This is a genomic window from Micromonospora qiuiae, assembly GCF_016863555.1.
In the GTDB taxonomy this organism is placed as follows: domain Bacteria; phylum Actinomycetota; class Actinomycetes; order Mycobacteriales; family Micromonosporaceae; genus Micromonospora; species Micromonospora qiuiae.
In genome coordinates this window covers 1-11,022 of sequence record NZ_BOPC01000122.1, presented here as the reverse complement: position 1 = coordinate 11,022, position 11,022 = coordinate 1, and the positions used below count along the sequence as shown (strand labels likewise).

The following is an 11,022-nucleotide window of genomic DNA, read 5'->3' as shown; positions in this document are numbered from 1 at the left end:
TCCCTGAGCTGAGCCGCGCGAGTCGCGGCATGTGAGGAAGCTCGACTTGGAATCGACTCCGCTACGGTTGGCTGATGCGGCAACTTACCGACGAGACGGTCTTGGCCGTTGGAAGGCTGACTCTAGCCGCGACCGAGTTGGAGTACCTTCTCGCGAGCATCGGTAGCGGTCAGGCTGACGGCGATCTTGCCGCGGTCTTCACCGCTCCCGATGAGCCGTTGCGCGCGGCGCGTCGTTGTGCTCGGCTTGCCTCCCCGGAGCGCAGCGACGAGTTCGTCGGGCTGGTCGAGGCTGCCGCGACGTACCTGGTGCAGAGCCGGACGGCCGTGCGCGCGATGTGGTTCGAGAACGGCCAAGTCAGCGCCGAGACCTTCGACGAGATCTCCAGCCTCATCCTGCGATGCCGAGACCGGTTACAGGCACTGCTTGACGAACTGGACCCCGCGCCGTCCGCTCTACCTCGATCTCAGTAACGGCCGCGAACCGGCTGTCGGCGGCAGATGAGCACGCCGAAGAGGCCTCAACGCACGGTACGACAAGCTGCTCTCACGACCAGCGCAGAGTTCGTATTGGAGTATGTACGGGGGCATCGCCCAGGTAGTTTGCCTCCTCGTGGACAGCCATCCGGCGCACGCACCGTTGCTCTATGACAGGTGGCCGGTCTTCACCGCCGAACTCGCCGCAGCGCTCGTGGACGAAGGACCTCGACGTGGTCCACGACGAGATCAGGTTCGTCGAGGTGCTGTACCGCTGTGCTGACCGCTTCCGCCTCCGCAGCCGCAGCCGCAGCCGGCGGTAGAAGCGCGCACCGGGACCGAGCGAGTCCCGCCAGGTCTACCGTTGGCGCTTGTCCATCTGGCGCCTGCGCTGGGCTACTTCGCCGAGATAGGTTTCCCACTGGTCTGCGAAGTTGCCCGATTGCGCCAGGCCCTCCACATGGCCGACTTCGCCAACGGGCCAGGGCCGCATGAATCGAGAGACAAGTCGGCCTCTGCGAGTACGGATCCAGATACTGGCGGCCTCACGGCTCGCACCATCGAGCGTGAGGTCGAACTGGTAAACACGTTGCGAGCAGTACCGGGAGGCCTCGACGAGTTCGGCGTCGGTGCGGTCCGATCGCCGTAGCTGCCACCTCAATCCATCCGTTGAGGTGAAGTTTTCGGCGGGCAGGTCCTTCGAAAGTGGGCTCAGCGGATGCACCGCTGGCACCGTGAAAGGATTGTCCCGGTCGACGAGATCGAGCCATATCCCCTCAGCGACAGCCTCGACGAACTCGTCGTGAAATGCGAACAGGTAGTGCTGATGGGTCTCCAGCAGTGGTGTCGTGTAGTGGCGCATCTCGTAATCGTGGCGCTCTCTCAACCAGGCGCTACCCTGTACGACGAACACCCAATCAGCTGGTTCATGCCGGTCTACGTCGTACGGAGGGTACTCGCCGCGTGCCCCACGGACCGCGTCAAGCCCTTCGAACGTCACTCGGCCGAGGTCGCCGGAGCCAGCGACCTCGAAGTACAGCGCCGCGTATCCCTGCTCCGTGCTGTCGAGTGTGCGTAGGTCCAGGGCCCCGTAAACCAGCCGGGGGGGGGATGCCACGCTGTTGGCGATCAACGGGACCGCAAGCGAATGCCCTGTGGCAGATGGACTGCCGGCGCCATCACCAATAGTCACTTCGCCATCATTGCCGTCGGCTGCACAGTGGGCGAGCCTGGGATCGAACCAGTGACCTCTTCGGTGTGAAGCAGGACGCGGCACCGGCTCTGACCTGCGGTAATGAGAAGCCGCAGGTGGGGGTGGGTGCCGTTGAGCGCCGTTGGGTGCTACTGGATGCAGTTCAACGCCGTTCAGCGCACCCCACTGCTCCCCACGTGCTCCCCGATCCCGGCGCGCGACCGCGCGGTCGCCCAGGCGCCTCGGCGCTTCGCTTTCGGCACGTCCCCATGGAGCAGCACCGAGGCTAACGCTTACTCAGCGGGACCGCGCGCTGAGACGCGACGCGCACGGTCGGCGGCAGATTCGGACGCCAAGAGTCCGTGACGTCGGCGGTGCTGTGATCGGTGTAGGTCGGGGCGGTGCCGGTAGTGCTGTGGCGCGGGTAGTGGCCTGGCGAGCGGGGCGAGCTGGCAGGAGGTCACCTGTCTCCGGCGGTGTGCTCGGCGCTCAGATCAGCGGAGAGAGTGCGACAAACGGTCCCTCTCGTGGCGGAGAAGGACCGTGAGGCGAACCGGGTCAGGTGTCGGCTTCTTGTTGGCGCTGGTAATTCTGGTTCTGCCGGAGGGCTTCTTCGAGCTGGTCCTCGAGGATGATGATCCGGCAGGCGGCTTCCAGAGGGGTGCCCTGGTCGACCATCTGTCGAGCCCGGGCAGCGAGGCGCAACTGGTAGCGGGAGTAGCGGCGGTGCCCGCCGGCTGACCGGAACGGGGTGATCAGCTTCGCCTCGTCGAGCCGGCGCAGGAAGTCCTGCGAGGCACCGGTGATCTCCGCAGCGCGGCCCATCGTGTAGGCGGGGTAGTCGTCGTCACCGAACATGTCATCGGGTTGGGCCATATACATCTCTCTCCATGACGAGGGCCCCGGCGCGAAAGCGCCGGGGCCCAGGGTTACGGGTCGAAAACACCATCTACCGACAGGTTCGTCGGGTTGTCGTATCCGCACCTACCGCCGTCGGCGGTGTGGGGTGCGAGGATCGCATAAGCGTGACCGGAGACCACCTCTCGTTCGATGGAAACTGCGGTGTCCGCCCCAGAGTTGGAACTACGTCCTAGCGGCGGGCGATCCAACGGTGTTCAGCCCTCCCTTTCCTCTGCTTCCGATACCTGTGGTGCTGTCGTGCTGTCCGCCGGTGTCGAAGCCCCACGCAACTACATGGCCCCGCACACGTGCGGCGAACGGTCCTGCCAGGCCGGGCGCTCAACCAGCATCGCCCCGCCCGCTTCGCCCTGACCTGGAACTACATCAGGGCTCACCTTCCACGTGCCGTGCCTTGCTGCCTGCGGTGATGCCTACTTCCACCGCTGTGCCGAGCGAGCCACGAAATGGGTTTCGGGCCCTGCTTGACGCTCGGTCTGACTCGTCTGCGTTTTCCTCGGATCTCTTCTGTCAACACCAGGAACACTAGCCAGTCGCGGCAAGAATGTCTAGCATTTTGGTCATAGATTTTCTCGGCGACGGTCCGAGCTTCCAGGATGGCGACGGTGGTTACCCACGGTGACGCTCCGCATCACCACAGACGTCGATGCCGGGATGTCACGCTCATCGCCGCGGCGCGCGCCTCGCCCACGTCACAACCCTCTACCCGGAGGGCACACGTCCTGCTGGCCCATCCTCAACTCGGCCATGCATCTTCGGCTTTCGCCAAGGAGCGTGGTGTCGGCAACCGGTGGCGACCGTGGCTGCCCGCAAACGAACGCTCACGAGCCGCGGGTCTGCTCAGGGTGCCGCGGCCGGGCGGGATTGATGTTCGCCGTGCTGGCGGCGCGTTGGCCGGGCAGCGTGACGGTCTGCTGCCGAGCGGCGGCGGCCATCGCCTCGGCGACTTGGATGGCGTTCTTGACGTGGCCGCGCCGGAGCAGGGCGGTGATCCGGTCGACGCCGGCGTGCCGGATCGCGGCCGGGGTCTGCCAGCACGCGAGGACCATCGTCGACCCTCTCGGGTTCAGGTCCACGGTCCGTTCCAGGGCCGGGCTGATCCCGGTGAGCAGCTCCTGCAACCGGAAGAGGGTGGGGGCGCATGCGGATGGTCTGGGCGGCCGATGACCGCGTCGAACGCCGACCGCTCATCGAGCGGCTCAGGCAGTTCCACCCGGTCACCGACAAGCGCCACGCCGCAGCAGTGTGGCTCGGCTCCGCCGGTCGTCCACCTGGTCGCGTCGTGGCTTGAGCACGCTCGTCAGGTGAAGCTGCGCGTCTTCCGGAGCGCCGCTCATCGGCACCTCGTACGTCGCCACCCGCTCCAGCCAGTCGTGGGCCAGGTGGCCCCGGTCCGGATCGCCAACAAGGACCCGAGCGCCCTTCGCCACGACGCGGGCGAGGAACGGCAGCATCCGGGCCGCCACAGACGGGTGGTAGAGCGCGTCACCGGCCAACACCACATCCATGCCGTCAACGTCGCCGTCAAGAAGGTCATGCGACGACAGGGCCAACTCGACGCCGTTGGCGTGGGCGTTGGCGTTGATTGCCGCGATCGAGTAGGGGTCGATATCGTTGGCGGTGACTCCGGCGGCGCCGGCTATCGCCGCGGCGATAGCGACCAGTCCGGAGCCGGATGCGACGTCGAGGACATGGCGACCGGCCACGGTGTCCGGGTGATCGAGGATGTAACGCGCGAGACCCTGCCCGCCGGTCCAGGCCGACGCCCAGAACGGCGGCGGGAGGACGTGGCCCGCCTCGGCTTCGAGTCGTGCCCAGAGGACGATCGCGTCCTCGGCCATGACCAGTCGCACCTCCGGCACCAGCGGCACTGGGGCCAGCCGGAGCCGGTCGATGCTGGCGGTCCCGGCCGCGTACTCGGGGGCGGACAGCGCTTGCGACACCAGCGGTTCGAGGCCGGGAAGGACCGCGGTGTCGGAACGAACCGGCATTCGCCGGTCCGTGGCCTCAGCCACCGCCGTGACGACGGGCGAGGCCTCGTCGCCACGGCTCGGCGGAGTCAACGTCAGACCAGGCGGATGTTGGCGGCCTGAAGGCCCTTCTGGCCCTGCTCGACGTCGAACTCGACCCGCTGGTTCTCTTCCAGGCTGCGGAACCCGCTCGATGAGATGGCCGAGAAGTGGGCGAAGACGTCAGCGCCGCCACCATCCTGCGAGATGAAGCCGAAGCCCTTGTCCGCGTTGAACCACTTGACTGTGCCGAATGCCATGTCTTCTCCTCTGAGTAGCTGATGCAGCCACGTACCGGCCCTCAGTTGCCGCCACTGCTGGTCCGGAAGAACCGGCAGAACAAAAGCGCCTGGCGGGTTAGATACCCACCAGGCGCTGGCAAAGTATGCGACAAACCGAAGGTTGCAACCCGGTGAGGCTAGCACGGGGGGGCGCGCCGCGGTGGTGTCAGCGCTGACCGCGCCGGCTACCAACCCGCGTGCCGGAAGAGAACGCCGCCGCGCCCCGTGGCGCGGATGTGGTTTCCGCAGCACTCGCCCGACGACCTTCCGAGCCTCTCCCGCGCGCTGCGCTGCTGGTCGATCCGCGCGCCGCTGTGCGGAGATCCGGGCGCCGCGTGGCGCTGCGGCCTCGTCCGTGATGCGGCGCCGTCGTCGCTACGGGAGGCGTCACGAAGCGGCGCTCGCCTGGGGCGAGTTCGGTGAGCAGCGAGTCACCGGGCCCAAGCTGGGTGATGGTCGGGTTGATGCCGGCCTGGCGGGTGAGGTCGCGCACGTCGGTGACCTGGTCGTCGGTCATCAGGGTGACGACGGTGCCGCTCGCTCCGGCACGGGCGGTCCGCCCCGAGCGGTGCAGGTATGCCTTGTGTTCGGCGGGCGGGTCGGCGTGGATCACGAGAGCCACATCGTCGACGTGGATACCGCGCGCCGCGATGTCGGTCGCGACGAGCGTGTGGGCGTCGCCGGCGGAGAACGCCGCCAGATTCCGGGTGCGGGCGTTTTGCGCCAGGTTGCCGTGCAACTCCACGGCGGGCACGCCCGAGGCGACCAGTTGTCTGGTCAGCTTCTTGGCGCCCCGCTTGGTGCGGGTGAATACGAGCGTGCGCCCCGGGGCTGCCGCCAGGTCGATCAGGACGGGGAGTCGGTCATCGTGACGCACCCGGAGCACGTGGTGGGTCATGGCGGTGACCGGGGACCTCGCCGAGTCGACGCTGTGGGTGACTGGGTTGGAGAGGTACCGCCGCACGAGGACGTCAACGCCCGCGTCGAGCGTCGCCGAGAACAGCAGCCGCTGGGAGCGGGGCGGTGTCTTGTCGAGGAGTCGCCGTACGACCGGCAGGAAGCCCAGGTCGGCCATGTGGTCCGCCTCGTCGAGCACCGTGACCTCGACGGCGTCGAGGATCGCGTGGCCGGTCGACACGTGGTCGGCGAGCCGGCCGGGACAGGCGATGAGGATATCGACCCCGGCACGCAGTGCACCGACCTGTGGCCGCGCGCTCACCCCACCGAAGATCGTCAGGGTCCGCAGCGACAGCGCGGTGGCCAGCGGTGCGATCGCCGCTTCGATCTGGGTCGCCAGCTCGCGGGTGGGCGCCAGGATGAGCGAGCGCGGGCGGCCGGGCAGCCGCGGAGACGTGGCGGCCGAGAGCCGGGCCAGGACCGGGAGAGCGAAGGCGTATGTCTTGCCCGATCCCGTCCTGCCACGACCCAGCACGTCGCGTCCGGCGAGTGAATCCGGGAGCGTCGCGGCCTGGATCGGGAATGGCGTGCTGATGCGCGCCTGCTCGAGCGCGGCGACCAGGCGGTCGGGCACGCCAAGGTCGGCGAAGGAGGTGGGTGTGACAAGGGGTGTCTGGTTGGGGCGGCGTGCCGCCATGGGAGTCTCCGAACGTGGAAGGGGTCGCCCTGCACGGCGCTGACCGATTGGTCGCCGCGCGTGGTGGTCGACATCAGAGGCAGGCCGTGGTCGGAACCGGCGGACTGATTGATCAATCTACCCGCATCCGGGCCCAGGCCGTACACGATGGCTTTTTTGGGTTAGGGTTCGACGGGCCGAGCGAAACCGATCCACGCCCCCGGCGAGCGGCCGGATCCGCCCCGCTCATTTTCCGCACCCGGCTTGCATGTGCGAGCGGGTGAGTCGCGCGTTGGCGCGCAAACTTGGAGCAGCTCTTGACTGATGTAACCGCGCATGACCCGAATTTGTTCCGTGAAGCACCGGGAGCAGATGCGGCTTTCGACCACACACCTGCCGTCGACGTAAGTTCGGCTGCGATGACCCGCCTGCGCACCCCGTTCCGTGTCGAAGGTGACGCCGACCGGAAGCCGACGACTCGTTAGGCATCACGACGCAACGGAGCCCAGTCGGTAAGGGCTACCACGCGTGTCGGTTCGACGCGTCGCAGGTACCGACGTCCTGTGCAGGTCGATCAGCACCTCTCCACGACTGGACCACCAGATCGGGCGGTTGGCGGTGGACCGCCGCTCGGCCTTGCCCGCGTACGTTGTCGCGTCGGCCATCCCGATCAACGTGGCCCCGTTCAAGATCCTGCGCGACTACCGCCGCGCCGCCCACACATTGACCGACACCGCTTCCGGCATCGCTCACATTCACAACATCATCCTGCTCGGGTGACGCCGGCGCCGTTGACCGGCAATGCCTTCACCAAGTTACGAGACATCCTTCAGGCAGCGCCCCAGGCAGACGCGACACGGCGGCCGGGCGTGACGGCAAGGGAACTGGCCCCGGCTCTTCGACTGGCGGCATCCGCTTCTCATCGCATTTTGGTGCGCTGCGGGCTCGGAGACCAGCGGCCCCTCGCCGACACGGACGGTGACGAGCCCGCTAGCGACCGCGCGCCTTGACAGGCCGGGTAGCGACATGTCGAGCTGCTGCCACGGCTCGATGCCATCCCACCGCGCGACCATAGGCCACCGATCGGGCTCCACAGAGCGGTCCACCAGCCAGTAGTACTCCCCTTCGGTCTGATCGCTGCCCCATAGGAGACGTCCGTTGTCGGCTCGTACTTGGCAGCCCTTGGCGTGATGCACGTATCCTGACCTTGATCGACAAGGACTGGGGCTATGAGCTCCTGAGGAGGAGCTTGATGCCCTTTACGCTGAGCCACCCCGCTTTGATCCTGCCGCTGAGCCGCCGCCCGCTCGTTGCCTCGGCCCTGGTCGCCGGTGCGGTCGCCCCGGATCTGCCTTATGTCCTCCCGCAAGCCACCTCGGCAGCGTGGGGGCCGTACAGCGACTACAACCTCACCTACACGCACGAGTTCGGCACCGGGATGGTCGCCGGGACGGTCGGAGCGCTGCTCCTGGTAGCGCTGTTCCACCAGGTGCTCAAGCGCCCGCTGATCGCCCTGCTCCCGGCTGCTGCGGCGGGGCGACTGACCGGGCCCGCGGCGCAGTTCCGCTGGTCGGGGGTGCGGCAGGTCGCCTGGATCATCCTGTCGGCGATGATCGGAGTACTCAGCCACTTGGTCTGGGACGCGCTGGTCCACGAGAACGGCGCCGCTTCGTGGTCGCCGCTGCCGAACACACAGAAGGTGACCGAGGGCCTGTGGTGGGCAAGCACCCTCGTCGGGGCGCTGGCCCTGGTCAGCTGGATCTACCGCTGGTGGCGCCGTCAGCCCGGCGGCCCGGTCGGGCCGCGGGTGACGCTGAGCCCAGCCGCGCGCTGGTGGACGCTCGCGGCGATGGCGGTGACCGGCGTCATCGCAGCCGTCCTGCAACTGGCGCGGAACGGCTACGGCGTGCTCGACGCTGTTCACTCGATGGCTGTGCTGCGTCTGGTTGTGACCAGTGCGATGTCCGGGGTCGGTGTGGGGGTGCTGGTCTACGGCGGGCTTTGGCAACTGTCGGCGGACCGGAGGGTGCGGAAAACATGTTCATGACCTGTGGACAAGTGGCGGGCAACACCACACAACCCCCCCGCCGATCAGCGATAAGCCGACCCCAGTCGGTGAACCGAAGGTCTTCGGTTCGCTCCGCGACCAGCTTGTGCAGCCATCCCGTCTGCCGCCGCCCCACACATCCTGACCCTGGCCCGCTCGCCGTGCCTGGGTCGGTGGTAGACGGGATGGCTGCTCCCCAACCACCCGACCGACCGACGACGCCTCGGCGATCCACACCCCGGCAACATCAACCACATCACGAGGCCGACGAGCGACCAGCAGTTCCCGATCCAGCGCCACCCGGTAAGCCAACCACCGCTGGCAGGTAGCCCGGCCATATCTCCAGGATGTGGCCCACTGAAATCCACTCGTAATACCGCGTCGCGCACCCAGCGGCAGATCAAGGCGGCATGCCGACGACGCAAGGCAAAATGTGCCAGTGGATGATCACCGGCTTTGCCGCCTATCTGTCAGCGACGGCGAGGTTGAGCTGGCTGGCCCGCCGGCTGCCCTGCGTACCCTCGCCCGGCTGTTACGTGAACATGCCGACCCTGTTGAGGCGACGATCACGGGCGGTACGGTCGTTCAAACGGAAACCGTCGGCCCGCTGCTCGTCAGCCTGGACGGTGAGGCCACACTGCACCTTTCCGGTGATCGTGAGTGTCTCGGCATCGTCTGGGATGCACTCGATGGCGTCGCTGAACAAGCCGAGACCGCCGACGACCGAGCAGTCCACCGGCATCAGCACATCGAGCATCTTCCTGGAGACGGCTACCGGGCACCGGAGTGATCCCGCTGGTCATCGTGGCCGACTGGCCAGAACCGGGCAACACGCTCGTCTCAGCTCGAACGCGCGGTCAGCGGCAGAAGAGTTCGGTGGTCTGCCGGCTCACGGCAGGGATGGCACCTCGTACAGGACCATCAGAGAACGATGGCGCGAACACGCCGGGGATCTGTGCTCGGCCATGCCCGCGGCCATTGCCACGCCGGGCTCATTCCCTCTCCGCGTGCTACCGAAAGAACTCCTTCAGCACGGCAGCGATGGCGTCCGGCGTCACCTCGTGCGTTTGGCCCTCCAAAGTCTGGTACTTCGCGGTTGGGATCGCCTCGGCGAGCGCCTTGGCCGGGCGGCGCAAAAAGTCCGGGCTCGCACCACCATCGGCGACGAGCGTGGGAACGGTGACGAGCGCGGCCCGTTCGCGTGGCACGGTGCCGTCACCGAGCACCGCGAAGTCATAGGCGATCGTGTGCGCGACGGCCTCGAACACCGGCCACATGGGCGACTGCCGCATTCCGGCGATCGCGTCGGTGGACATGCCAACGCCCGACATGAAGAACTCGACCGCATCACCACGGCGACCGGCCGCGAGCAGCTCGTTGAGCTTGCTGTTGCTCTCCTTCACACCCTCGGTGTCTCCGCCCTCGGCGGTGTAGGGCGGCTCATACAGCGCCAGCTTCCTGATCGTCAGACCGCTCGCCGCCGCCTCCATGGCGAGAGCCGCACCGGAAGAGATGCCGTACACATACGCCAAACCACCGGCCGCCTCAATCAGAGCCTCGAGATCCTCGACTTCGCGGGCGACCGCATACGATGCGCTGTCGCCGCTCTCACCCCGCCCCCGACGGTCATATGTATACACCGTGAAGTCCGACGCCAGGACTTGAGCAAGCGGCGGCATCGGCCCGAACGCCCGATAACACATCGCCCCGTCCACCAAAATGAGGGCCGGACCCTCACCCGCCCGTTCAAACGCGATGGTCGTACCATCGCGGGACGTCACCTTGGCCATGCCTTCTCCCTTCCGGCCATGTCACGGGTCAGACCATGCCCGCGCCCGAAACTCGTCGGTCCGCTGACCAGTCTCCGCTCTGGCTCGGACAGAACTCGTACGGCTTGTCATCGGCATAATCGGATCCACTGATCTCGGCATGAGCGAGCGTGCGACCCGAGCGGATGACTTGAAGTCCCGGAGGTCGACGCCTTCGGGTCCGCCGAAGAGGTGACGGAGCAGGAAGCCCTGATCAGGAGGTTGCCGGTGGGATTCGAGTCTCAGCTCCCTGGATCCATGCCGACGCCAGCACGACGAAACCCAGAGACCCACCCCGATGCGAAACCGTCCTCGGCCAGCCCTCGCCACAACAGATGTGCCCGCGAGCCCATCACGAGCAGGCCGGGCGCTACTTCCATCCTGCTCCCACGACAGCCTCGGTGGCCGGAAGCCGCTCGGTGTGCCCATGAGCCGCGCGTGCGCAAGCTGACTCCTCGCCCACATCCGTCGACAAGCCTGACCTGCCCTCGGCAGCGTGGCGGTCGGCCTCGTCCACTCGCCGGTTCGCCCAGGAGATCAGATGGAACAGCCCGACCATGATGAAAATCGATGCTGCAATCGGCCACCACAGAAAGATCAACAGAATGTCCGCGACAGGCTTGCCCGTCAGCCGGAACATCGCGCCCATGTGCACCACGCTCCGCGGTCGCCGAGTACGAGAGACAGGACTGAGTAGCTTAGAGCGACCGGCAATAGA

The 11,022-nt window shown here is 67.1% G+C and carries 13 protein-coding genes; 5 read left to right on the top strand and 8 right to left on the bottom strand.

The window, feature by feature from the left end:
• Nucleotides 1-74 precede the first annotated feature (74 nt).
• Together Vqi01_RS28780 and Vqi01_RS28775 are read left to right on the top strand one after the other, a co-directional pair.
• Nucleotides 75-473: a hypothetical protein gene (locus Vqi01_RS28780; protein WP_204038286.1), complete on the top strand. Its 399-nt coding sequence runs from the start codon at nt 75-77 to the stop codon at nt 471-473.
• A 173-nt stretch (nt 474-646) separates the two neighbouring features.
• Entirely contained in the window at nt 647-799 is a 153-nt protein-coding gene (locus tag Vqi01_RS28775; protein ID WP_204038285.1) for a hypothetical protein, read from the top strand.
• A 35-nt stretch (nt 800-834) separates the two neighbouring features.
• Here Vqi01_RS28775 and Vqi01_RS28770 read toward each other — a convergent pair whose 3' ends face one another.
• The 6 genes from Vqi01_RS28770 to Vqi01_RS28745 all read right to left on the bottom strand — a co-directional run bounded on the left by Vqi01_RS28770 (nt 835) and on the right by Vqi01_RS28745 (nt 6,470).
• On the bottom strand, nt 835-1,668 hold the full coding sequence (locus Vqi01_RS28770) for a hypothetical protein (RefSeq protein ID WP_204038284.1): 834 nt from the start codon (nt 1,666-1,668) through the stop codon (nt 835-837).
• Nucleotides 1,669-2,226: 558 nt separating this feature from the next.
• The gene (locus tag Vqi01_RS28765) at nt 2,227-2,544 is read right to left on the bottom strand and encodes a helix-turn-helix domain-containing protein (protein WP_204038283.1); all 318 of its coding nucleotides are present in this window, start codon (nt 2,542-2,544) and stop codon (nt 2,227-2,229) included.
• Nucleotides 2,545-3,407: 863 nt separating this feature from the next.
• Entirely contained in the window at nt 3,408-3,707 is a 300-nt protein-coding gene (locus tag Vqi01_RS28760) for a hypothetical protein (protein WP_239098741.1), read from the bottom strand.
• A gap of 96 nt (nt 3,708-3,803) precedes the next feature.
• Nucleotides 3,804-4,577 (bottom strand): class I SAM-dependent methyltransferase, encoded by a 774-nt coding sequence (locus Vqi01_RS28755; RefSeq protein WP_204038282.1) that lies wholly within the window; start codon nt 4,575-4,577, stop codon nt 3,804-3,806.
• Between the two features lie 74 nt (nt 4,578-4,651).
• Nucleotides 4,652-4,855: a cold-shock protein gene (locus tag Vqi01_RS28750; RefSeq protein WP_189047677.1), complete on the bottom strand. Its 204-nt coding sequence runs from the start codon at nt 4,853-4,855 to the stop codon at nt 4,652-4,654.
• Nucleotides 4,856-5,042: 187 nt separating this feature from the next.
• Nucleotides 5,043-6,470, bottom strand: a complete 1,428-nt coding sequence (locus Vqi01_RS28745) for a DEAD/DEAH box helicase (RefSeq protein WP_204038281.1) — start codon at nt 6,468-6,470, stop codon at nt 5,043-5,045.
• Between the two features lie 591 nt (nt 6,471-7,061).
• Between Vqi01_RS28745 and Vqi01_RS31720 the strand changes: the two genes are divergently transcribed.
• From Vqi01_RS31720 to Vqi01_RS28730, 3 genes are all read left to right on the top strand, one after another.
• Nucleotides 7,062-7,229: a hypothetical protein gene (locus tag Vqi01_RS31720; protein WP_372444458.1), complete on the top strand. Its 168-nt coding sequence runs from the start codon at nt 7,062-7,064 to the stop codon at nt 7,227-7,229.
• Between the two features lie 427 nt (nt 7,230-7,656).
• On the top strand, nt 7,657-8,496 hold the full coding sequence (locus Vqi01_RS28735; RefSeq protein WP_204038280.1) for a DUF4184 family protein: 840 nt from the start codon (nt 7,657-7,659) through the stop codon (nt 8,494-8,496).
• Between the two features lie 439 nt (nt 8,497-8,935).
• The gene (locus Vqi01_RS28730; protein WP_204038279.1) at nt 8,936-9,286 is read left to right on the top strand and encodes an Imm32 family immunity protein; all 351 of its coding nucleotides are present in this window, start codon (nt 8,936-8,938) and stop codon (nt 9,284-9,286) included.
• A 220-nt stretch (nt 9,287-9,506) separates the two neighbouring features.
• Here the strand turns inward: Vqi01_RS28730 and Vqi01_RS28725 are convergent, their stop codons facing one another.
• Nucleotides 9,507-10,286 (bottom strand): alpha/beta fold hydrolase, encoded by a 780-nt coding sequence (locus Vqi01_RS28725; protein ID WP_204038278.1) that lies wholly within the window; start codon nt 10,284-10,286, stop codon nt 9,507-9,509.
• 388 nt (nt 10,287-10,674) lie between these two features.
• Nucleotides 10,675-10,953 carry a hypothetical protein gene (locus Vqi01_RS28720; protein ID WP_204038277.1) on the bottom strand — a complete coding sequence of 93 codons (279 nt, stop codon included), beginning with the start codon at nt 10,951-10,953 and terminating at the stop codon, nt 10,675-10,677.
• Between the last annotated feature and the right edge of the window lie 69 nt (nt 10,954-11,022).

What these genes read in the sequence shown, in the direction of transcription:
- Vqi01_RS28775 (WP_204038285.1), top strand. Translation starts at nt 647, where the DNA reads ATGACAGGTGGCCGGTCTTCACCGCCGAACTCGCCGCAGCGCTCGTGG.
- Vqi01_RS28765 (WP_204038283.1), bottom strand. Translation starts at nt 2,544, where the DNA reads ATGGCCCAACCCGATGACATGTTCGGTGACGACGACTACCCCGCCTAC.
- Vqi01_RS28755 (WP_204038282.1), bottom strand. Translation starts at nt 4,577, where the DNA reads ATGCCGGTTCGTTCCGACACCGCGGTCCTTCCCGGCCTCGAACCGCTG.
- Vqi01_RS28780 (WP_204038286.1), top strand. Translation starts at nt 75, where the DNA reads ATGCGGCAACTTACCGACGAGACGGTCTTGGCCGTTGGAAGGCTGACT.
- Vqi01_RS28720 (WP_204038277.1), bottom strand. Translation starts at nt 10,953, where the DNA reads ATGGGCGCGATGTTCCGGCTGACGGGCAAGCCTGTCGCGGACATTCTG.
- Vqi01_RS28725 (WP_204038278.1), bottom strand. Translation starts at nt 10,286, where the DNA reads ATGGCCAAGGTGACGTCCCGCGATGGTACGACCATCGCGTTTGAACGG.
- Vqi01_RS28750 (WP_189047677.1), bottom strand. Translation starts at nt 4,855, where the DNA reads ATGGCATTCGGCACAGTCAAGTGGTTCAACGCGGACAAGGGCTTCGGC.
- Vqi01_RS28745 (WP_204038281.1), bottom strand. Translation starts at nt 6,470, where the DNA reads ATGGCGGCACGCCGCCCCAACCAGACACCCCTTGTCACACCCACCTCC.